The sequence below is a fragment of the Ruminococcus sp. OM06-36AC genome, assembly GCF_003438725.1.
Taxonomy (GTDB): domain Bacteria; phylum Bacillota; class Clostridia; order Oscillospirales; family Ruminococcaceae; genus Ruminococcus_C; species Ruminococcus_C callidus.
This window is the reverse complement of record NZ_QSTT01000001.1, coordinates 273,420-296,297: the sequence shown is the minus strand read 5'-3', so window position 1 is coordinate 296,297 and position 22,878 is coordinate 273,420. Positions and strand designations below refer to the sequence as shown.

The 22,878-nt window shown below is 53.1% G+C and carries 18 protein-coding genes; 15 read left to right on the top strand and 3 right to left on the bottom strand.

All coding sequences use genetic code 11. The annotated features are described in order from the left end of the window. Nucleotides 1-19 precede the first annotated feature (19 nt). The 7 genes from DXB92_RS01315 (at nucleotide 20) to DXB92_RS01285 (ending at nucleotide 8,969) form a co-directional block, all read left to right on the top strand. Nucleotides 20-1,285 carry a leucine-rich repeat domain-containing protein gene (locus DXB92_RS01315; RefSeq protein WP_117731941.1) on the top strand — a complete coding sequence of 422 codons (1,266 nt, stop codon included), beginning with the start codon at nucleotides 20-22 and terminating at the stop codon, nucleotides 1,283-1,285. Beyond that, the gene (locus tag DXB92_RS01310; RefSeq protein WP_117731939.1) at nucleotides 1,282-2,754 is read left to right on the top strand and encodes a leucine-rich repeat domain-containing protein; all 1,473 of its coding nucleotides are present in this window, start codon (nucleotides 1,282-1,284) and stop codon (nucleotides 2,752-2,754) included. The genes DXB92_RS01315 and DXB92_RS01310 overlap by 4 nt, the downstream gene beginning before the upstream one ends. A 37-nt stretch (nucleotides 2,755-2,791) precedes the next feature. Next, a complete protein-coding gene (locus DXB92_RS01305; RefSeq protein ID WP_181976843.1) occupies nucleotides 2,792-4,504 on the top strand; it encodes a leucine-rich repeat domain-containing protein in 1,713 nt (570 codons plus the stop codon). An 88-nt stretch (nucleotides 4,505-4,592) separates the two neighbouring features. Beyond that, entirely contained in the window at nucleotides 4,593-5,195 is a 603-nt protein-coding gene (locus DXB92_RS01300; protein ID WP_117731935.1) for a sigma-70 family RNA polymerase sigma factor, read from the top strand. After that, nucleotides 5,192-6,523, top strand: coding sequence for a hypothetical protein (locus tag DXB92_RS01295; RefSeq protein WP_117731933.1), 1,332 nt, complete (start codon nucleotides 5,192-5,194; stop codon nucleotides 6,521-6,523). The genes DXB92_RS01300 and DXB92_RS01295 overlap by 4 nt, the downstream gene beginning before the upstream one ends. 24 nt (nucleotides 6,524-6,547) lie before the next feature. Continuing rightward, nucleotides 6,548-7,489, top strand: a complete 942-nt coding sequence (locus tag DXB92_RS13415) for a D-alanyl-D-alanine carboxypeptidase family protein (protein ID WP_181976842.1) — start codon at nucleotides 6,548-6,550, stop codon at nucleotides 7,487-7,489. Nucleotides 7,490-7,913: 424 nt separating this feature from the next. Next, on the top strand, nucleotides 7,914-8,969 hold the full coding sequence (locus DXB92_RS01285; protein ID WP_187118435.1) for a leucine-rich repeat protein: 1,056 nt from the start codon (nucleotides 7,914-7,916) through the stop codon (nucleotides 8,967-8,969). Between the two features lie 226 nt (nucleotides 8,970-9,195). Here the strand turns inward: DXB92_RS01285 and DXB92_RS01280 are convergent, their stop codons facing one another. Further along, nucleotides 9,196-9,726: a hypothetical protein gene (locus DXB92_RS01280; protein WP_117731929.1), complete on the bottom strand. Its 531-nt coding sequence runs from the start codon at nucleotides 9,724-9,726 to the stop codon at nucleotides 9,196-9,198. Nucleotides 9,727-10,072: 346 nt separating this feature from the next. Beyond that, nucleotides 10,073-12,469: a N,N'-diacetylchitobiose phosphorylase gene (locus DXB92_RS01275; protein ID WP_117731927.1), complete on the bottom strand. Its 2,397-nt coding sequence runs from the start codon at nucleotides 12,467-12,469 to the stop codon at nucleotides 10,073-10,075. Nucleotides 12,470-12,736: 267 nt separating this feature from the next. Between DXB92_RS01275 and DXB92_RS01270 the strand changes: the two genes are divergently transcribed. The 6 genes from DXB92_RS01270 (at nucleotide 12,737) to DXB92_RS01245 (ending at nucleotide 18,491) form a co-directional block, all read left to right on the top strand. Beyond that, nucleotides 12,737-13,114 (top strand): GntR family transcriptional regulator, encoded by a 378-nt coding sequence (locus DXB92_RS01270; RefSeq protein ID WP_117731925.1) that lies wholly within the window; start codon nucleotides 12,737-12,739, stop codon nucleotides 13,112-13,114. Between the two features lie 2 nt (nucleotides 13,115-13,116). Then, nucleotides 13,117-13,980 carry an ABC transporter ATP-binding protein gene (locus DXB92_RS01265; protein WP_117731923.1) on the top strand — a complete coding sequence of 288 codons (864 nt, stop codon included), beginning with the start codon at nucleotides 13,117-13,119 and terminating at the stop codon, nucleotides 13,978-13,980. After that, a complete protein-coding gene (locus DXB92_RS01260; RefSeq protein ID WP_117731921.1) occupies nucleotides 13,977-14,645 on the top strand; it encodes an ABC-2 transporter permease in 669 nt (222 codons plus the stop codon). Before DXB92_RS01265 ends, DXB92_RS01260 begins: the two co-directional genes overlap by 4 nt. A 41-nt stretch (nucleotides 14,646-14,686) precedes the next feature. Further along, complete coding sequence (tsaA, locus tag DXB92_RS01255; RefSeq protein WP_117731919.1) at nucleotides 14,687-15,364, top strand: tRNA (N6-threonylcarbamoyladenosine(37)-N6)-methyltransferase TrmO; 678 nt, start codon at nucleotides 14,687-14,689, stop codon at nucleotides 15,362-15,364. A gap of 432 nt (nucleotides 15,365-15,796) precedes the next feature. Beyond that, nucleotides 15,797-17,092 carry a phosphopyruvate hydratase gene (gene eno, locus DXB92_RS01250; protein ID WP_117731917.1) on the top strand — a complete coding sequence of 432 codons (1,296 nt, stop codon included), beginning with the start codon at nucleotides 15,797-15,799 and terminating at the stop codon, nucleotides 17,090-17,092. Between the two features lie 274 nt (nucleotides 17,093-17,366). Next, nucleotides 17,367-18,491 (top strand): dockerin type I repeat-containing protein, encoded by a 1,125-nt coding sequence (locus tag DXB92_RS01245; protein WP_147329999.1) that lies wholly within the window; start codon nucleotides 17,367-17,369, stop codon nucleotides 18,489-18,491. 268 nt (nucleotides 18,492-18,759) lie between these two features. Here DXB92_RS01245 and DXB92_RS01240 read toward each other — a convergent pair whose 3' ends face one another. Continuing rightward, the gene (locus tag DXB92_RS01240; protein ID WP_181976841.1) at nucleotides 18,760-20,067 is read right to left on the bottom strand and encodes an amino acid carrier protein; all 1,308 of its coding nucleotides are present in this window, start codon (nucleotides 20,065-20,067) and stop codon (nucleotides 18,760-18,762) included. A 433-nt stretch (nucleotides 20,068-20,500) separates the two neighbouring features. Between DXB92_RS01240 and DXB92_RS01235 the strand changes: the two genes are divergently transcribed. Both DXB92_RS01235 and DXB92_RS01230 read left to right on the top strand, forming a co-directional pair. Continuing rightward, nucleotides 20,501-21,088: a hypothetical protein gene (locus tag DXB92_RS01235; protein ID WP_117731913.1), complete on the top strand. Its 588-nt coding sequence runs from the start codon at nucleotides 20,501-20,503 to the stop codon at nucleotides 21,086-21,088. Further along, on the top strand, nucleotides 21,085-22,587 hold the full coding sequence (locus DXB92_RS01230) for a PH domain-containing protein (RefSeq protein WP_117731911.1): 1,503 nt from the start codon (nucleotides 21,085-21,087) through the stop codon (nucleotides 22,585-22,587). Before DXB92_RS01235 ends, DXB92_RS01230 begins: the two co-directional genes overlap by 4 nt. Nucleotides 22,588-22,878 lie beyond the last annotated feature (291 nt).

The following is a 22,878-nucleotide window of genomic DNA, read 5'->3' as shown; positions in this document are numbered from 1 at the left end:
GAAAAGGAACGGGAAAAACATGAAACATACCAAAATCGTGCTGCTGACTGCGGCAGTCGTCATGATGACACAGGCACTGGGACTGTCGGCTGCGGCAGAGGAAGAAACCTCTGCCCAGAGCGGCGAAGAAAGCGTGATCGACGCAGACAGCTTATCCAGCGATGAGAGCAGCAAAGAAACGCTGACCAGCGGGGATTATTCCTATACGCTGGACGGTGACAACGCCACCATTACCAAGTATAACGGCAGCGAAACTGCCGTTACGATACCGGACAAGCTGGACGGGCACACCGTTACCACACTGGGCAGCGGCACATTTGCCACCAAGGATATGATCACTTCGATCACCATTCCGGCAACGGTTGACACAATCAACAGTTCCTGCTTCTACGGCTGCACCGTGCTGGAACAGGTGTCGCTGGCAGAGGGCAACACGGCGTTTACGGTGACGGACGGCGTACTGTTTTCCGCAAACGGAGAAGATCTGATCGTCTATCCGCAGGCAATGGAGGGCACGTCCTATACCATTCCGGACACTGTCAGAGAGATCTGGACCTCTGCTTTTTCCAATACCAAGCTGACTGACGTGACATTTCCGGACGGACTGCTGTACATTGACGACTGGGCATTTGCCTCCTCGGCACTGACTTCTCTGGATCTGCCGGATACTGTCACAGAAATCGGACAGTACGCCTTTGCATACTGCACTGGCATTTCGGAAATCGACATGCCGAAAAATCTGGAACTGATTCAGGCGGCAGCCTTTGCCGGCGAAACCAGTCTGACCAAGGTGACATTTTATGACAGCCTGACGGATATTCAAATGGCAGCCTTTGCCGGCACCGGTCTGAAAGAAGTGACCATTCCGGAAAGCGTTTCCACCATTGGATTCTGTGCATTCGGCTATGAAGACGATATGGTGACCAAGGTACAGGACTTCGTGATCTACGGCAAGGTCGGTTCACAGGCAGAGGCATACTGCACCGCAGAGGACTCTGAAAACGACTATTCCAACAACTTCAAATTCCGCAGCGTGATGTCCGAGGAAGTTTCGGATACGGAGAATACGGCTGTTGCTGTTGAGGAAACCGAAAGCGGCTGGCAGAAATACGGCAAGTGGATCCTGCTGGGAGCCGGTGCACTGGTACTGCTCATCGGCGGCGGAGTGCTGATCTTTGCTGGCGGCGGAAAGCAGAAGAAATCCGGCAAGGCAGCCAAAAAGGATACCCAGTCTGTGGAAAGTAAAGAAGAGCCGGAAGCGGCAGACCATGAGGATACCAAATGAGAACGTGGAAACAGCTGATTTGCGGACTTTTGGGAACCACGCTGTGTGCCGGACTGCTGGGTGCAGTGCCGGCAGCGGCGGCAATGACAACGGAGAGTGCAACAGAAGATGACAGCGGCATTTCTGTGGACACTTCCGGCGATGCTGCCTACGATGTGTTCACCTATCGGGAAAATGACACCGGCGTGACCATTACCTCCTGTGACACTTCTGCCACAGCAGCGAGCCTGCCGGAGGAGATCGACGGGAAACCGGTGACAGAGATCGGCGATGCCGCCTTTATGAACTGTCAGTTCCTGACCTCGCTGACGATTCCGTCCCACGTGACAAAAATCGGGGAAAGTGCCTTTTCGGACTGTCCCATGCTGTGCACAGTGTCTTTGCCGGAGGGACTGCGGGAACTGGGAAAGGGTACTTTTGAATCCTGCACCATGCTGAGTGAGGTGAACATTCCCTCCACGCTGACAGAACTGCCGGAGGCGGCGTTCTACAATTGCAGCTATTTTCCCAGCTTTACGGTGCCCGCCAATATCCAGACCATTGGCAGCGAGGCGTTCTACAGCTGCACTGCCCTACAGGAAGTGACCCTGTCCGAGGGCATTGTCAGCATCGGGGACTATGCGTTCCAGAACTGTCAGGTGCTGGAAACCGTTTCCCTGCCTGCCTCCTGCACCACACTGGGAAATTATGTGTTTGACGGCTGTCAGGCACTGACGGCATTTTCCGTTGCACCGGAAAATCCGGCATATCAGGAGCAGGACGGCGTGCTGTTTACCGCAGCCGGAGAAACGCTGCTCCGCTATCCGCAGGCAAAGGCGGAAACCAGCTACACCGTGCCGGAGGGCTGTACCACGCTGGCGGACTGGAGCTTTATCGGCTCTACAGCATTGGAGCAGATCAACATTGACGGGGTGACTGCGATCGGAGAGGACTGCTTCTATTACTGCACGGCTCTGAAAAGCATCACTGTGCCGGAGGGCATCACAGAACTGAACGGGGCAGTATTTGCCTACTGCTTGTCCATGGAGGAGGCGACACTGCCGTCCACCATACGAAAATTGGGGAATCATTGCTTTTATTCCTGTGCCAAGCTGAAAAAACTGGAACTGCCGGACGGTCTGACCACGATCGGCGACCAGTGCTTCTATAACTGTGTGGCACTATTGCAGATGAATCTGCCGAAAAGCATTACAGAGATCGGGGAACAGGCAATCGGATACTATACGCCGTCCGATGCCAAAGACAACGAGGCAAAAGAGATCGACCAGCTGTGCGTGTACAACGACGGCAGCGAAGTGGTGCGGAAGTACATGCAGCACTGGAGAGCAAACACCTATAAATACTGGCTGATCGGCGGCGGGATCACTGTAGTCGTTGCCGGCGGTATTGTTACGCTGATCGCTGTGCACCAGAGTCGGAATAAGATCCGGCCTACCAGTCGGCATGCCTCGGCAACAAAGAAAAAGTGATACCGGCACATCTGCCGCAGAAAGGAACCCGAAATCCATGAAGTCTACATTTTCATTTGCATTCAAACGAGGTGCTGCTGCCCTTGCCGCAGCATCGGTTGCTGTCTGTGCTCTGCTGCCTGCCGGCGGCGTGGTATGGGCGGCAGAAACCACTACTGCCGAGAGCAGCGACACGTTCGATGACGGCACGCTGACTTATAAAAAGCTGAGCAATACCACAGTTTCTGTCACTGACTGTGTGGAGTCGGCGACTCATATCAGTATCATGCCGAAGATCGACGGCTATGACATTGTATCGATCGGGGAAGAAGCTTTCGCCAACTGCACGTCGCTGCAAAGTGTGACCATTCCCGCCAGTGTGACCGAGATCGGTTCGGCTGCCTTTTACGGCTGTACCGCACTGACCAAAGTGACTGTACCGGACGCTGTGACCAAAATCGAACAGGGCACATTTTTCAGCTGTACCGCACTGACTGACCTGACACTGGGCAAGGACACCACGGAGATCGGCGATATGGCATTCGGCTACTGTACCAGCCTGGAAACTGTGACACTGCCCGATACAGTGGAAACACTGGGCGATCAGCTGTTCTACTACTGTACGGCTCTGGACAAAGTGCAGATTCCGGAAAAGGTGACGGAACTGGGCGGCTATACCTTTTACGGCTGCATGTCCCTGAAGTCCTTTACCGTTCCGAAGAATCTGGAGAATATCGGAGCCATGTCCTTTGTGGCATGCCCGTCGCTGGAAACCATTGCGGTAGAGGACGGCAACACCAAGTATCAGGCAGTGGACAACGTGCTGTATGATACAGAGGAAAGCATTCTGTATCTCTACCCCGCAGGGCGGACGGATACCAGCTTTACTTTGCCGGAAAGCACACTGGTGGTCTATGCCGGTGCGTTCTTTGCAGCAGGCAACCTCCAGCAGATTAACTTTGATGAGAAATTACAGTACATCGGCGAAATGGCATTCGATTTTTGCAGCGGGCTGACCAGCCTGACTATTCCGAAAGCAGTTACCACCATTGGAACGACTGCATTTGCCGACTGTACTGGTCTGACTTCTGTCACTTTTTCCGGTGCCTCTGACGAGGACGGCGGCGAGGGCGGCGATCTGGAAATCGGGGACTACGCCTTTTTCTGTGACGACAACCTGAAAGAAGTTCAGCTGCCGAAGCGGGTTTCCTCTGTGGGCAAGTACGCTTTTGGCTGTACCTCTCCTGCTGACGATGACGACAGCGAGGACTATGTGACAGTTTCGTCAGACTCCGGCGACAATCTGAAAGTCAAGGCTCTGGACGGCTTCCTGCTGATCGGCTATACCGGTGCAGCATCAGATTATGTCAAGGACTGCGACGTGAAGATCAGCTTCAAGGCAATGAACGTCAACTGGAAAGCTGTTATGCTGTGGGGCATACTGGCGGTGGTTTTGGTGGCAGTGCTGCTGATCGCAATTCGCCTGATCCGCCGGAACATGATGACAGCAGAGGAAAAGAAAGCCTTGCAGGAAGCCGAAGCCGAGCACAAGATCCCGCTCTCCCAGCGTGGCAAGCAGGACGAAGCTGCAGAGGAGAAACCGGAATACGATGACGGTTACCGCAGCATTCTGGACGATGACGATGAGGACGCGGCGGAAGAAGTGGCAGACTATGAGCAGACCATTTCACACAGCCAGCTGCACCATATCGGTCACGCCGATATGCCGGCAGCAGAGGACGAAAAGAAAGACGAGGAAGACGAGGAATAGGGAAACACCAATCATGTGACCATTTCTGCGGAATGCGTGTTGTTATAGGTGAACGGCCGTTCGGAACATACGAAAGGAGTGAACCAGCGTGCAGGAACGTTCTCTGATACGCAGACTCAAACAGCACCACCCGCAGGCTCTGGAGGAGTTGATTACAACTTATAGCCCCTATGTGGGAACGATCATACGCAATATTATCGGAAAGTATCTGGCAGAACCGGACGTGGAAGAACTGACGGCAGATGTGTTTCTGGCGGTGTGGGAACATACCGACCAGCTGAAAGCCGGAAAGCTGACGGCATATCTGGCGGCAATTGCCCGAAATCGGGCGAAGAACCGAATCCGCAGCTATCACGAAACCGTGAATCTGGAAGATCTGGTGGAGATTGGCAGCGAAGAAGATGTAGAAGGCAACATCGACCAGAAGATTCTGGGGGAACTGCTGCAGGACGTACTGGACACCCTCTCCGCAAAGGACAGGGAGATTCTGGTGCGGTACTACTATTGCTATGAACCCGTCCGGCAGATCGCCGGCACGCTGCACATGAGCGAATCCGCAGTGAAAATGCGAATGAGCCGTGCCAGAAAGAAGTTGCAGCAGGAACTGGTGGAACGGGGATATGCGTATGAAGACACACCGGCAGTGCAGCAGGTTCGCTTCACCGCCATGGGGAAAGGAGCTATCTCATGAAATGGAATTGCTTTGATTGGTTTGACCACTATGCAGCAGAAAAAAATGGTGTGCCGAAGCTGGAAACCCAGCCGATTCATACCGATGCAATTTGGAAACGGGTGCAGGAACAAGCTGGTACTGCTCCGCAGCCGAAGCGGAATCGCATGCACATGACCAAGTGGGTGGCAGGCATCGCCGCAGCGGCAGTGCTGGTCACTGGCGGCACAACGCTGGTAGCAGCAGCCGGCTACGGCGGACTGGACGCATTCTTCCAGAGCCTGATCGGTGAAGAAACACCGAAAGATCCGGAAAAGCTGGCGGCTCTGGTCACTACGCCAGCAGCGGACTTCGACAGCACCAACGAGAATGTACAGTTTAAGCTGCTGGGCATGTACGGCGATGACAGCCAGGCAATGCTGAGCTTTCAGGTGACTGCCATGGACGGTGTGGCGTTGCAGGACGGCTTGGCACTGCCCTATCAATTGCTCTTGCTGGATGCAGACGGCGGCAGTGAGACACTGGACTGTTATGGCAGAACGGTAGATGTCCGGGAAAAGGACGGAGCGTATTATATCAACCTTCGTATCAACCACACGGACTTGCAGGGAAAAACACTGGATGTGACTTTTGGAAGTTTCTATACAGAGGCACAGGTCTCTCAGATCTGGGAACAGCTAACAGCCTATGACGACCAGTTCCTACAGGAGTATGTCCGGCAGAACTTCGGGGAAGATGCGTTGAAAGACTGGGGGGACGGCGATCTTCCGGCAGGTTTTGATGTAAACGCTTGGAAAGCTTATCGCCGGGAAAACCAACTGGCGCAGAAGTGCAGCGACCGGGAAAAGGAACTCTATGCAGAGACAGAGGGTGTAGTTTCCGGCAACTGGCACACTAGCGTTACATTGGATTTTGCCAGTGCAGCACCCATCACAGCTGATTTTGACGGAGGCACAGTAAACTTGCAGGAACTTTCGGCAACGATCACAGCTCCGGCAGAATGGGATGACGAGAGCCACACAGTCGATTATGTCATCACGCTGAAAGACGGCAGAAAGATTTTTGATGAGTTGGTACAGAATGCAGAAGGTGAGGAGATGCTGCGGCGGATCCATGCGCTGCCCGGCTGCGGAACAGGCACCATCGGGCAGTATGTGCCGCTGACAGAGGTCTATTGGGATGCGGACAGCGCCGCAGATGTGCTTTGCTACAGCGAACCCATCAATCCGTCAGAGGTGAAGACGATCACCGCATATCGCTTTGCTTTTGCGGGCGAAGCTTCTGACGGCACCAGCGGACTGAGCGGCTATGATCTCACTGACAGCACGGTGATCTATCGTGCACAATAACGCGCAGAGAAAGGGATGTTTCATATGAGTAGAAACCAACAGCACCGCCGGAAACGGCAAAAACAGTTATGCCTGATTGCACTGCTGCTCTGTCTGGCAGTGCTGGGGTTTTCTGTGTGGCTCTTGTTCATCCCCAACACACTGAATCGCGCCGGAGAATCCTCTGCCTTGCAGAACAGCGCTTCTGACAGCAGCACTGCCGCCGGAACCAATGCTCCCGATACGCCGGCTAATACCGATGCACAGGGATTTCTGGCGGTGCTGGAGGGCAGCACAGCACAGCTTCCCGCAGCAGACGGCAGCTGGAACAGCAGTGACACTTCCGTTGCAGAAGTAGACAGCAGCGGCACAGTCACCGGCGTACAGCAGGGCAGATGCCAGATCACTGACGGCAAGACTAATTACCAGATCGCCGTGCGGCATCTGGAACAGCGGCAGGAGGGAACCTATGCAGACGGCATTCTGATCGTCAACAAGTCCTATCCGCTGTCTGCCGACTATGATCCCGGCTTGCAGCCCATTACCAAGGACGCGTTTCAGAAGCTAAGTGACGCGGCGGCACAGGAGGGGCTGGATCTGTATATTGGTTCCGATTATCGGGATTATGCCTATCAGGTGAAGATTTATAACAACTACTGCGATCTCTACGGTTCGGAACAGGCGGACAGCTTTTCTGCCCGTCCAGGCTATTCCGAGCACCAGACCGGACTGACCATTGACTGCAACACGATTGACGATGCCTTTGGCGATACGCCGGAAGCTGCGTGGCTGGCACAGCATTGTGCGGACTATGGCTTCATTATCCGTTTTCCGAAAGGAAAAGAGGACATCACCGGCTATCAGTATGAGCCGTGGCATATCCGCTATGTGGGTGTGGACATTGCAAAGGAGATCCAGAAATATGACCTGACATTGGAGGAATATCTGGGCGTGGATTCCGTCTATGCTGCTCCGTGGCAGGGATAAGCGTACTTTTCAACTTGCCTATGGCAATACCGCACAAAGAGCGTCTGGCGACTTTGCACGCCATCTGCTTGCAAATTTCCCGTCATATTTCACAAAAATGCTCGTGAATACATCAAGTATTCACTCCGCTTTTTGTTTCATCTGACGAAAAATTTGACGACGCATCTGTCGCACAATCTTTGTGCGGTATTGCCCTATAGAAAAACGCACCGGAAGTGGTGCGTTTTTTTGTTGCTCTGCTGAAATGTGAATTCTCTGCAAAAAAAAGTTGACAAAGCAATACTAATATGATATAATATGAAATATAAGCACAAAATCACATGAAATTGGATTTTTCAGTTACAGATTTCATGTAAAAACAAGGAACGATGCATAAGAATCCACAAGCGGCTCTATGCAGGGATTTACAAGAAAGGGTGATCGCATGAAAGCGTGCAAGAAAATGACTGCACTTCTGGCGGCATTGGCAATGCTGACCGGAACGGCAGGGCTGCCGGTTTCCGCAGAGGAAGCTGCCGGCACATTGGGAGATACCATGACATGGACAGTTGACGGGGATACGGTGCATTGCACATGGGAATCTGCAACGGCGGACGGTGTGGAGATTTCGATACAGGGGGATACCTGCACCATAGAAAAGGGTGTTTATCCTTGGGAAGAATATCATGCATGGTTGAATGCGGCAGCAAACGAATTGACGGAATTGCTGGAGGCAAATGGCTATGACCCTTCTGCAATGGGCAGCGAGGAAAAGAACGCAGTGCTCGCAGAGCTGATGCCGGAGGTTTATGCAGTGCAGACAGCGTTTACTGGTGTCAAGCACATCGCAGTTTCCGACACGGTGACACAACTGGACGTGGCATTGGGATTTCTCGGACTTGCAGATGCAGAAACGGTACAGCTGGGAAACAGCTTGGTTTCTATCGGGGACAGTACATTTGAGAATACCCACTGTACCCAGATCACCTTGCCGGACAGCCTGAAAACCATTGGAAATCACGCATTTTATGATGCCGGCGTAAAAGAACTCACCATTCCGGCAGGGGTGGAGGAGATCGGTGACAATGCTTTGGAAAGTGATTCTGCTCTGGAGAAAGTGACCATTCTCTCCCGTGACGTAGATTTGACGGATACCGGACTGGGCTATGTGTCCGTCTGGCTGGAAACCAATCCGAACCGCAATGAAAATCTGGTGCTCTATGGCTATGCCGGTTCTACTGCGGAACAGTATGCGGCAGAGAACGAGATTCCCTTTGTGGCACTGTCGGAAGAATGGCTTTGCGGTGATGTCGATCTGGACGGCAGAATTGACATTCAGGACGCAGTACTGCTTGCAAAGGCGAGTGCCGGAACGGTTTCGCTGAACGAAGCGGCAAAGAAGAATGCAGACTGCAATGGGGACGGGGAAGTTGACAGTGCAGATGCCACTGTGCTGATGGAATTTCTGGTGCATCTGGTGGATACGCTGCCGGTGCAGTAAACGGGCTTTAAGGCAATACCGCACAAAGATTGTGCGACAGATGCGTCGTCAAATTTTTCGTCAGATGAAACAAAAAGCGGAGTGAATACTTGATGTATTCACGAGCATTTTTGTGAAATATGACGGGAAATTTGCAAGCAGATGGCGTGCAAAGTCCCCAGACGCTCTTTGTGCGGTATTGCCTTAAAAACGGCAGGGAACTTTGATCGGTTCCCTGCCGTTTGCATTATGTCGTTCCCATTTCCGCATCATCATGCGTTTCCACCGGCGTACAGCTTTTCAGCAGTGCCTGCAATTCTGCGGTAAGCTGTTCCGCCTTGCCGCTGCCCAGATACCCTATTGCGTAGACGAGGGATTTCCCGCCGGAAACCGGCTCCGCAGAGAAGCCGCCCTTGTCGGTCAGCAGATACTGGCTGTCCGTGCTTTGCAGCTGGAATGTGGTGGTGTTGCTGTCCGGTGTGTAGTCCTCCAGCGGCAGCAGAGTGAGGAAGCTGCGGTGATAGTCGTAGTCGTTCAGCAGGGAAACCAATGCCTTGTACTCCTGCGTGTCCGGCTGGAATTCATAGGTCACTGTATCGACGGTGTCTTTTCCGGTGACAGTCACGCCCGCAATGTTGACTGAGAGAGAAAGGGGTTCGCTTGCGGAAATACGGCTGCCCAGCGAGTAGGGGTATAGGAAATACCACCCGCCCACGAGAAGAATTCCCAACAGCAGCAGTCCGATAATGATATGTTTTGCAGTTCTGGCGGATCTCATAGCATGCTCCTTTGTTTTCGTGTAGATTGCCTTTATTATACCATGAAGCGACAAAATTGTAAAGACAATACTGTACTTTTTGCGGAACATAATGGTTTCCAACAAAAAATGCCCTTTCCTTTGCGGAAAGGGCATTGCTTATTTATGCTATAGAGTTGCCTTTCGGGAAATTAGGGAAACACTGAATAAAGCTTGTGCGTAAGATGCGTAGTCAGATTTTTCGGCAGATTGCATAGAAATTCCGCAGGCATACTGCCGTATGGCAAGGGATTTCTGGGCAATATGACGGAAAATCTGCAAGCAGATTGCGTACAAAGCCGTCAGGCGGGCTTTATTCAGTGTTTCCTTAGCCCAGAACAACTTCGATTTCGTTCTTGTCAGCCAGTGCAGCAGCCGGTACATAGTCGCCGTCCAGTGCCTTGCCGTTCAATGTCAGGGAAGCCACGCCGCTTTGTACGTGGTTCGGGTTCTTGACCGTGATAGACAGCTGCTTGCCGCGGAACAGTTTTTCCATGGTGAAGCCGTCCCATGCTGCCGGAATCGACGGGCAGATGTGCAGACCGTCAGCGTCCGGACGCATGCCGCAGATACCCTCGACACAGCCAACCATAACGGTGGAAGCGGTACCAGTCAGCCAGTGTACGTGAGAACGTCCTGCATACGGGGAAGCGGTGGACTCGGTGAACTGACCGTGTACATACGGTTCCAGTACACGCTGTTCTGCCTTGTCGTTCATGGAAGCCGGAGAACTTTCCTCGAAGTAGCGGAATGCATCGTCACCGTGTCCCAGCAGGCTCTCTGCCAGAATCAGCCAGCCCTGCGACTGGGAGAAGATACCGCCGTTTTCCTTGGTGTCCGGATTGAAGATGTGCATCAGGGCACCGTCGAAATAGTGGTCGATATACGGCGGATCCAGCAGCTTTGCACCATACGGGGTGTCCAGAATGTCTGCTACAGACTGCATTGCCTTGTCGCTCTGTTCCTTGGAAGCGAAGCCGGAAATGACGCTCCAGCTCTGGGGGTTCAGCCACATGGAAGCTTCCGGATCCTTCTTGGCACCAACTACTACGCCGTCTTCGCGGATACCGCGGATAAAGCGGTCTTCGTCCCAGCATGCAGCCAGTGCTTCGCCCAGAGCCTTCTGAGCCTTGTCCAGATAGGAAACATACTCGCTGTCCTTGCGTTCTGCTGCCAGTTCATGCATCATGGACATTGCATAGTACAGCTGGAATGCCACGAAAGTGGACTCGCCCTTTTTGCCCAGACGCAGGCAGTCGTTCCAGTCTGCGTGCAGACCAGCCGGCATGTTGTGGTCGCCCAGACGTTCCATGGAGAAGCGGATCGCACGCTTCAGGTGGTTGTAAACAGTATCTTCGCCGCCGTTTGCATAGACGATCACTTCGTCATAGAATGCCTTGTTGCCGGATTCGCCCACATACTTGCGAATGGTGGGGAACAGCCACAGAGCATCGTCTGCACGGTAGGACGGGTGACCGGTTTCCTTGACATATTCCGGATCGTCCGGTGTGTTTTCATGACCGGCGTTGTGGTCGAACTTGACCAGCGGCAGACCGCCGCCGTTGTCTACCTGTGCAGACAGCATAAAGCGGATCTTTTCTGCGGCGAGTTCCGGATCCAGATGAATGATACCCTGAATGTCCTGTACAGTATCGCGGTAGCCGTAGCCGTTCCGCAGACCGCAGTATACAAACGATGCGGCACGGGACCAGATAAAGGTGATGAAGCACTGATAAGCGTTCCAGACGTTGATCATGTTGTTGAACGCATCAGACGGTGTGCTGACCTGGAAATGGTTCAGCTTGCTGTGCCAGTATTCCTTCAGAGCCTCTACTTCGTTGTCGACCTTGCCGGCAGCTTCATAGGAAGCGAGGATTTCGTTTGCCTGTGCATTGTCTTTCTGACCCAGTACGAAGATCAGTTCCTTGGATTCGCCCGGCTGGAGGGTGATGTCACTCTGGAGAGCACCGCAGGCATTGCTGTTGTAGTTCATCTCACCGGTGCACTTGCCCTGTTCTACAGCGATCGGGTTGGAATAGGTGCGGTACGGACCAATGAAGCTGTCCAGATTGCCGTTATAGCCGGAGATCGGAGCACCTACCATGCCGAAGAAACGCTCTCTGTGGTTGGAACCGGTAGCGTCCTTGCCGTCATTTTCGTTGATGTGCTGGAGGATCTTGTTGCCCTCAAAGCTGGTACGGGTGATGAACAGGGTGTACTGGAGGTTGACCTGATCCTGTTCGTAGTTGTTGTCGTTGGTGAACTCTACGAAACCGAATGTGGACAGGTTTCTCGGCTTGTCGCTGTTGTTGGTGATGACTGCACGCCATACCTCATAAGTTGCCCCGATGGGTACATAATAAGTGACTTCGGAGGAAATGCCGGCATAGTCTGCGGAAATTACGGTGTAAGCAGTACCGTGGCGGCAGACGCTCTTGTAGGAATCCAGCGGCTTGCCTACCGGCTGCCATGTAGCAGACCAGTAATCCTTGGTGTCGTTATCCCGCAGGTAAATGTAGCGTCCGGGCAGTGCCATCATGGAGTTGAAGCGGAAGCGGCTGATTCTGCCGTTTGCACCGGACTTGACAAAGCTGTATCCGGCAGCGTTGTTGGAGATCATTGCACCGTATTCCGGAGAACCGAGGTAGTTTACCCAGGGTGCCGGCGTATCCGGTCGGTCGATCACGTATTCTTTGTTTTTCAGGTCAAAATAACCATACTGCATAGGGAGTATCTCCTTTACATCTGTATTTTCAATGTCAAATGACCATCACCGATAAAGACAGTGTGGTCGTACATTTATCATACCATACCATAGAAGATTTTGCAAGGGATTTGCGAAAAAAATTGCAGTAAATGTGGTATGGCTTCTGTGGGCTTTGCAGATTGTGCAGTATTGCCAAAAAGTTTTCCCGCCGGCTTGACAGACAAGCTTTTGTGTGCTATAATGTACTTATTGAACCAGTACAATTAGCACAAAGGAGGGGAGCCCGTGGAAATTATCATCAGCGGCAACAGCAGCAAGCCCATTTACGCCCAGATCACGGAGCAGCTGAAAGCCCAGATCATGGACGGCACGCTGCATGCCGGCGAATCGCTGCCGTCTATGCGAAGTCTGGCGAAGTCCCTGCATGTCAGCGTGATTACGGTGCAGCGGGCGTATGAGGAACTACAGCGGGACGGATTTCTGGAAACGACAGTCGGGCGGGGCAGCTTTGTGGCTGCCCAGAATCCGGAGATCTATCGGGAAGAACAGCAGCGAAAGGCGGAGGAGCACCTGCTGGCGGCGGCGGAAATTGCCCGCGTCAGCGGCATTTCGCTGGAATCGCTGGTGCAGGCACTGACCATTTTTTATCGGGAGGAAGAATAGCCATGCAGAATATTTTAGAAGTACGGGATCTGGGGCGTTCCTATGTGAATTTCCGGCTGGAACACATCAGCTTTTCCATTGCCGGTGGAACGATCATGGGCTTAGTAGGCGAAAACGGAGCCGGAAAAAGCACTACCATTCGGGGCATTCTGGGGCTGATCCGGCGGGAGTGCGGAGAGGTGCTGTTCTGCGGCGAACCGCTGAACACAGACAGCGTTGCTATGAAGGAGCAGATCGGCGTGGTGTTTGACAGTCTTTGCTTTTCACCGGAACTGACGGTGGAAAAGGCGGGGAAGATCTGCCGCAGCATCTATTCCAACTGGGACGAAGCCTATTTTCAGGAACTGTTGCAGCAGTTCTCCCTGCTGCCCAAGCAGAAGGTCAAGGAACTGTCCCGCGGCATGAGCATGAAGCTTTCGCTGGTGCTGGCATTTGCCCACCACCCGAAGCTGCTGATCCTGGACGAGCCTACCAGCGGACTGGATCCTGTGGTGCGGGACGACCTGCTGGATTTGTTTCTGGAATTCGTGCAGGACGAGGAGCATGCCATTCTGATCTCCACCCACATCACCAGTGATCTGGAAAAGGTGGCGGATTATGTGACATTTCTCCATGCAGGAAAGCTGCTGCTCTCCAAGCCCAAGGACGAACTGCTCTGGCAGTACGGCATTCTCCGCTGCGGAGAAGCATTATTCCAGAAGCTGGAATCGCCAGAGGTGCTGGCGTGGCGGAAAAAGGACTATTCCTATGATGTGCTCGTGCCGGATCGGGAGGCAATTTTGCGGAAGTATCCGGAGGCTGTCATAGATCAGGTCACAATGGACGAGATCCTGTTGTTGTATGTGAAAGGAGTGCAGGGCAAATGAAAGGACTGCTTTTGAAAGATTTCTATACCATATGGAAAGGCGGACGAATTTTCCTCATTCTGTACGTCTTTATGGCGGCTGTTTCCGGCGTGAATATCCAGAGCGGCTGGTCTTACATGGGCTTCTGGCTGGTGATGATGGACTCGCAGACCTCAAGCACTTTTTCCTATGACCATTCCTGCAACTGGAACCGCTTTGCACTGACGATGCCCGTCACGCGAAAAGACGTGGTGCGGTCGAAATTCCTGTTGCAGCTGCTGATTGTATGCGGCAGTACACTGGCGTATCTCGTGCTGGCAGCTCTTGTCAGTCTGGTACTGCGGACGTTTGAAGTCAAGGCGTTCTGCAATATGCTGTTTGCCGCATGGCTTGTGCTCTGGGTCGTGCTGCTCATGGGCAGCGTTTCCACACTGCTGCTGTTCCGGTTCCCGCCGGAATATGCACGGCTGATCTCTATTTTGATCTATGTGATTCCGGCGTGTGCTTTCATGGGTGCGGGCAGCGTTTTCATGCAGGAAATGACAGACAATCTTGCCACTCTGCCTGCGGAATTTTCCGCAATGCTGCTGCCGGCGGCGATTGCCATGCCGGTGCTGTCGCTGGTGGTTTCCGGACTGTGCTATGTCTTTAGCTGCCGGATCTTCCAGAAGAAAGATCTGGCATAACTCCGTGATGCAGCAGCATCTCCGCAGAAAGGACTGTTATTGTGAAACCTATTGCTCATATTGAAAACGATTTCCCCACCAAGTTCGGTATCCCCCGCCAGAGTGGACTGGTCAACAGTCTGCATGCCCGCATTGTCATGGAGCCGGAATACCGGAATCCCGATGCGTTTCGGGGGCTGGAGGATTACTCCCACATCTGGCTGATCTGGGAATTCTCGCAGGCGGTGCGGCAGAAGTGGTCGCCTACCGTTCGCCCGCCCCGTCTGGGCGGCAATGTCCGCATGGGCGTTTTTGCGACACGCTCACCGTTTCGTCCCAATCCGCTGGGGCTGTCGGTGGTGCAGCTGGAAGAAATTACATTGCACGGGGCGAATGCTCCCTACCTGACGGTTTCCGGTGCCGATCTGATGCACGGCACGCCCATTTACGACATCAAGCCGTACCTGCCACACATTGACAGCCACCCCGAAGCCAGGGGCGGTTTTGCTCTGCCGGCAGCGGCTCATCGTCTGGAAGTTCGCTTTCCGGAAGTCTGGCTGGAGAAAGTGCCGGAATCCCTGCGGGCAGGGCTGACCGAGGTGCTGGCACAAGACCCCCGTCCGTCCTACCAGCACGACGCCGATCGGGTGTATGGCTTCCCGTTCGCCGGTCTGGAAGTCCGCTTTACCGTGGACGGCGAAGTGCTGACGGTGTGCGAAATTCTGGAAGCGACGGTATAAACTTACGACATCTGCACATACTTCAGGCAGTATCACATGAAGGCAATACCGCACAAAGAGCGTCTGGCGACTTTGCACGCCATCTGCTTGCAAATTTCCCGTCATATTTCACAAAAATGCTCGTGAATACATCAAGTATTCACTCCGCTTTTTGTTTCATCTGACGAAAAATTTGACGACGCATCTGTCGCACAATCTTTGTGCGGTATTGCCTAAAGCGTATGTGGTGTTGCCTGAAAGTGTTTCCGTAGAAAAATTTCGTCGGATACTTGACAAGGCGAAGGTTCTGTGGTACAATGTCTTTAGTTAGAGATAACTAACTTCAAAATGAACATGCGTAATGGAGAAGGAAACACGGTATAAAGCTTGTGTACACAGCCGAAAGGCGGGATTTGTACAGTGCTTCCGCGATACGTAAAGGAGTATTCTACTATGAGTTATTTGCAGATCGAAAAAGTTGTCGGCAGAGAGATTCTGGATTCCAGAGGCAATCCGACTGTAGAAGCAGAAGTCACACTGGTTGACGGTACTGTTGCAAGAGGTACTGCCCCCAGCGGTGCTTCCACCGGCGAATTCGAAGCACTGGAACTGCGTGACGGCGACAAGGCTCGCTATCTGGGCAAGGGCGTGACCAAGGCTGTAGAAAACATCAATACCGTTATCAACGAAACTATCACTGGTATGGACGCATCTGATCTGTACGCAGTAGACAAGGCAATGATCGCCGCAGACGGCACCAAGGACAAGTCCAAGCTGGGTGCCAATGCAATTCTGGCAGTTTCCATTGCCACAGCAAGAGCCGCAGCAACTGCACTGGACATTCCGCTGTATCGTTTTCTGGGCGGCGTATCCGGCACTCGTCTGCCGGTTCCGATGATGAACATTCTGAACGGCGGTGCTCATGCCACCAATACGGTAGACACACAGGAATTCATGATCATGCCGGTAGGTGCTCCCAGCTTTAAGGAAGCCCTGCGTTGGTGTGCAGAAGTGTTCCACAATCTGGCGAAGATTCTGAAGTCCAAGGGACTGGCAACTTCTGTCGGCGACGAGGGCGGCTTTGCTCCGAACCTGTCCAGCGATGACGAAACCATTGAAACCATTCTGGAAGCGGTAAAGGCAGCAGGCTATGAGCCGGGCAGGGATTTCATGATCGCGATGGACGCTGCTTCTTCTGAGTGGAAAAGCGAAAAGGGCAAGGGCTTCTATCACCAGCCGAAGTCCGGCAGAGATTTTACTTCCGACGAACTGATTCAGCACTGGGCTGATCTGGTAGAGAAGTATCCGATCATCTCGATCGAAGACGCTCTGGACGAAGAAGACTGGGAAGGCTGGCAGAAGCTGACGGCAAAGCTGGGCGGCAAGGTACAGCTGGTTGGCGACGACCTGTTCGTTACCAATACTGAACGTCTGAAGAAGGGCATCGAACTGGGCTGCGGCAACTCCATTCTGATCAAGCTGAACCAGATCGGTTCTGTTTCCGAAACGCTGGAAGCAATCCAGATGGCTCACAATGCAGGCTACACTGCAATTTCTTCTCACCGTTCCGGCGAAACCGCAGATACGACCATTGCTGATCTGGCAGTTGCACTGAATACCTGCCAGATCAAGACCGGTGCTCCCAGCCGTTCGGAGCGTGTGGCAAAGTACAACCAGCTGCTCCGCATCGAAGAAGAACTGGGCGACAGTGCCGTATATCCGGGCATGGCAGCATTCCACGTCAAGTGATTCTAATGTCATTCCCCACACAACATTTGCTTTCCTTTCAGGGTGAGATTTCACCCGCTTTTAGAACTCTTTCATAACCTTATGGAAAAACGGTACGCACTGGCAACAGACGTACCGTTTTTTCTTGTAAGTTGTTACAATTTTTATTGTGCAAATCGTACAAAATATATAAAAAGGCTTGACGCTTCCCCGAAAAAATGATATAATTTTTATAAAGGTTTTCCTTTTTATTTTCAATAGCATATTATTGTTTTAGAAAGCGAGGTCGATTTTTATGAAAAGAAGAACAAGGATAATTTCTGCTGTTTGTGCAGCTGCACTGTTGGGAAGTGCAATGACGATGCCGGCAGCAGCATACCCCATGCATATGAATGGGGAAGCTGAAGTGCCGCTGGCACAGGTGCTGCAGATGCTGGAAAATGACAAGACAGCATATGTGGAAAAGGGCGAAAGCATGTACTATGGCTTGAAAGATCCCACACCAGTAGGCATGTATGACAACATTTTTTATGCAACGGCGGAACAAGATGATTTGATTCAGCTCAACGAGTATGCATATCGGATTCAGCTGGAGCAGGACGTGGCAGATGTGCGGGAACTGACAGAACAGCTTTGCGGTCTGCTGACCAAAAAGGAAAATGCAGAGGAGCCGACTGCCGATCAGGCATTGAGTACCGAAGAATCGGAAACACGCCAGCTGACTATGACCGCAGAGGGAAACGGAGCATATACGCTGCGATTCAGCACATCATCGTATCGTCTGGACGAGGAAAAACTTTGTCAGTTCCTCCAGACCTTGTCCGGTTTTGTATCGGTACAGCAGGAAGTCTGGGGCGTTTCTTTAAAGAAAAACAATATCGCACCAATGTGGGGTAGTCAAGACAGTTTTGGTATTTGTTGTGTTACTCTGAAAGAGGGGGCTGTTCTGACACCGGAAGATCTGGATCTGGACTTTGATGTGGAGATCGAACAAAATAAAAAAGGCACGTGTACTATAATTCCCAAGAAATTTCTTGACATGCAACAGCGTTATCAATTGCTGCGGAAAGTTTCTCTCATGGTGGAAGCCGGAGAGAAAATCGATCAAGTAGATGTTTCCTATGTAATATATGAATCTGCCCTCAATACAGCGGCAGAGTCGGACGGCTCCATACAGCTGATGGGGCGGGGCGACTGTGACGGCAGCAAGGAACTCGACAGTTCTGATGTTTTCGAACTGTTGCAGCACACGGCAAATGTCGGTGCCGGAAACGAGGGCACGCTGACCGGCAAGGAACTGCTTGCGGCTGACATTGACGGCAACGGCAGCGTAGATTCTACCGATCTCTTTGAACTGCTCCGCTACTGTGCAGAAAAGGGTGCCGGCTTGCAGCCCACCTGGACGGAACTTCTGGGCTGATTGCAGGGCTTCGCATGCTGATACAGACTTTGAAATATTGCTGTAAATAGAAATATTCCCACGGGGTGCTCCCTGTGGGAATATTTTTTTGGGCAATACCGCACAAAGATTGTGCGACAGATGCGTCGTCAAATTTTTCGTCAGATGAAACAAAAATGCTCGTGAATACTTGATGTATTCACGAGCATTTTTGTGAAATATGACGGGAAATTTGCAAGCAGATGGCGTGCAAAGTCGCCAGACGCTCTTTGTGCGGTATTGCCTTTGGTTATTTTTCTCGTTGTGTCCCGATCTGTTTCCCCAGAAGCAGCAGCCCTAGCAGGTTCGGCACTGCCATAAGCCCGTTGGCAATGTCGGAGAGTGCCCACACCGACCGCAGGGAAACCACAGCCCCTACGCCTGCCGCCAGACAGAACAACACCCGATAGGGCAGCCGCCACGCTTCGCCGCCCAGATACCGCACCGCCTGTTCCCCGCAGCAGCACCAGCCGATCAGCGTACAGAATGCAAACAGTGCGGTGATGCCCGCCATCAGTTCCGGTGCGGCTTGCCCGAAAACGCCCGAAAATGCGGCGGAAATGATGCCGCCGGCGTTGTCTGCCTGCGTCATGGCTCCGCTGGTGAGAACTGCCAGAGCCGTCAGCGTGCAGCACACCAGCGTATCCAACGCCACCTCCACCATGCTCCACATGCCCTGTAGCTGGGCATCTTCGGAACTGCCGCCGGCGTGGACAAGGGCACTGCTCCCCAGTCCGGCTTCGTTGGAAAATACTCCGTGCCGCAGACCAGTCTGCACAGCACGCTGCAAAACAGCACCGGAGATTCCGCCGCCTACGGCATGCAGCCCGAATGCTTCGCGGAAAATCTGCCCGAATGCTGCCGGCAGTGCGGCGGCGTTCCGGAAGATCACTCCCAGTGCCGCCAGCAGATACACCGCCGACAGCACCGGCATGAGCCACTGAATGACCTTGCCGGTGGAGCGTGTGCCGCGGAGTAAAATAATTCCCAGCAGAAGCGTGACACCGATTCCTGTCCACAGCGGCGGCAGGGAGAACGCCTCCGCGGCAAGGGTGGAAATGGCACTGCTCTGTGTCATGTTGCCCATGCCCAGCGAAGCACCGATGCAGCAAAGACTGTAAAATACTGCCAGAACGGGACTGTGCAGCCCGAACCGGAGATACGCCATGGGGCCGCCTGCCTTGGTGCCGTCGGGGAGTGTGCGGGCATACCGCAGAGCCAGTACATTTTCGCTGTAAGTCAGAGCCATGCCCAGCAGGGCGGATACCCACATCCAGAAAATTGCACCGGCACCGCCCAGACAGAGAGCCGCCGCCACGCCCAGAATGTTTCCCGTGCCCATCGCGGCGGCAAGAGCAGTGGAAAAGGTCTGGAACTGGGTAAGGGAAGTGCCGCCCTTGCCGGACTTGGTACGCAGGCTGCCGAACGTCCGCCGCAGAATGGTTTTCCAGCCCCAGAACTGGAAGAACCGCAGCCGGAAACTCAGGTATAGCCCTGTCCCCAGCAGCAGCACCAGCAGCCCTGTCCCCCAGATGTATGATGCTACGCGTTCCAGCATAATTTCCCTCCTGATAGTATATCCATAGTTTATCATGATCTGTCTGCACAAAACGGTTTATATAATTTATATAGAGAAGTCGCCCCTGAAAGGGGAGATGTCACGAAGTGACAGAGGGGTATTGCCTATGAGGAATAAAAAGGATTTGCGTGCAATCTATTCGCATTCTCTTGACGAAAATGTGTTCTCGGGGTATAATAGAAACAGAGCAGATCGCTCTACTAGGGGGTGTTGACACTATAATGATATGCGAATTTTGTGAGGTGATTTTTCTCCGTTCTAGGCAAAAATTCGCAGGCGTTCTTTCGCACGGCAAGGATTTTAAACGACGAACGGGGAAAAATCACCCCAAAAGACACGTGTCAGGCTTAGTGTCAACACACCCTAATGTATATGAATGTAGGAACCCCGATTATGTCTGTAGGAGGAATCCATGAAGCAGTATACTGCGGATAAACATGCACAATATACGCTGCAAATTGCAACACCGATCGTGACGGCGGTGCTGATCGGTTTGGTATGGTACTTTCTGGCAGTGCTGCCCCATTGGCTGCTGTGGATACTGACGGCAGTGCTGGCGGCGGCGGCGATCCTGCTGTCCACACTGCTGCTGCCCATGTGGTTCTGCACTGTGACCTATTGTGTATCGGCGACCCATATCACCCGAAAATGCGGCATTTTTTTCATACAGGAGCAAGTCATGCGGACACAGGCGTTGCAGTTCAGCAGCATTTTTCAGGCACCCTTTGCCGATGCCACCGGCATGAATTTTATCCCGCTGCATGCCTATGGCGGCACGGTCATTCTGTCGTTTTTGAGCAGTTCTGACGCGGCGGAGATACAGGCGTTTCTGCAAAAGACGGTCTACAGCCACAGCCAGCGGACACTGGAAGTGCCTGTCGTCGGAAATCCCGCAGACATTCCGCAGGAGCCGCAGTTCGATGCGTTTGAAAGTGCGGTGCAGCCGCCTGCAGGAACTGGAAGCAATGCGGAAGATCCGCCGGAAAGGAGCAGCCCATGATGCGGCTTGGGACTGCCGGTGAGGCAGTGTATCGGGAACACCCGATCAAGATTTTACGCTACAGTGCCAAGAACCTGTGGCTGTTGATTTTCCCGCTGCTGCGAAGCCTGCGGTTCTATCCGTTCTCACTTCAGAAACTTATCGACTGGGGAGCCGGTGCGTGGTTTGACCTGCTGGTTGCCCTGCTGATTTTGGGCATCGGTACGCTTCGCTGGCATGCCTGCACATATTATTTCGACGAAGTTTCCATTCGTTCCCAAAGCGGGATCCTCCTGCGGCGGGGGACGGAGATCCCGCTGGAACGTATTGCCTCCACGGTGGAGGAACACCCGTTTTACCTTCGCCCTCTGCGGGCAGCCTGTTTGCAGATCAGTACCGCAGCCGGTGCTGTGCCGGAAGCGGATATGCACCTGACCTTGTATCTGCGGGATCTGCACCGGCTGCGGCAGCACATTCCCGTGCTGCAAAATGGCAGCACCGGTGCGGTGGCGTATCACACGCCGGCGTGGCGAATGCTGTTGTTCTCGGCGTTGTTTTCCAGCAGCTTTTCCGGTGCGATATACATTGCCACCATCTGCTTTCAGGGCGGACGCATCACTTCCGATCTGGTAAAGCAGTTTCAGGCACAGCAAATTCTGGAAGATGCCACCGACAGAGCATCGACAGCGTTCCACGGCGTGCCGCGAATCGCCATTACGATCGGCATTGTGATTCTGGCGTTGTGGCTGATCTCGTTCGGGCGGAACCTGCTGCGGTACGGCAGATTCCGCATGCGGTTCGGGGAGGAGTTCATCTCGGTGCATACGGGAATCCTCACCCGCCGGCGGTATCATCTGCGGGACAACGCCATTATTTTCCCCGACCTGCGGCAGAATCTGCTGATGAAGATATTCGGCATGGTATCCCTCCACATTCGCTGCCCCGGCTACGGCAGCCGGCGGGATACGCTGCCGGTGCTGATTCCGCTGATTCGGAAAAAAGGCTCACAGGCACTGCTGGAAAAGCTGCACACGGTACCGGTCATGGAGCACCCGAAACTTCATGCACGCTCCAATATCCGGTTTTTCTGGTCCTTTGTGTGGCCGCCGGTGATCGGACTTTGTGCGATTCTGCCGGCACGGTTTATTCTGCTGTGGCTGCTGCCGAATCTGGGGGCGATCATTCGGTTCTGTTCCGTGATGCTGATTATTCCGCTGGTGTGGCTGCTGTGTATCCGCATTGTGGCGATGTTCACGGAATCGGTCACCATGGACGACCAGCATTTGCAGATGCATTTTTGCAGCTGGTTCACGTTCCACACCATTACGGTGAACCACGCCCGCATTGTCCGCACGGACCTGATGCAGACACCCGCACAGAAGATGTACGGCGTTTGTCATCTGTATATCACCTGTAACGGGCCCCGCCAGCAGCGGTTCAAGCTGACGGCTCTGCCGGAGGCAAAGGCACGGGAAATTGTGGAAACGCTTGCTCGGACAGAAATGCAGGATATGTCTTGAATCAATTTGTAAAACCGGTTTCTGGGGGAAGCCGGTTTTTTGTTGCAAAAATCAATTTTCAAAAGTGTACTGATTTAAATTGTGCAAAATTATGAAGTTTGGCAAGTAAGGCTCCCCTGAAAGGGGAGCTGGCAGTGCGTAGCACTGACTGAGGGGTTTCTACTTATGCCGAAAAACGTCGTAAAAGGATTTCACAAAAGAACCCCTCCACCGCCTAACGGCGGTCCCCCTCCCCTTTCAGGGGAGGCTGTTATAAGAATTGATTTCTGTGCGGTTTTTGCATTTTTATTT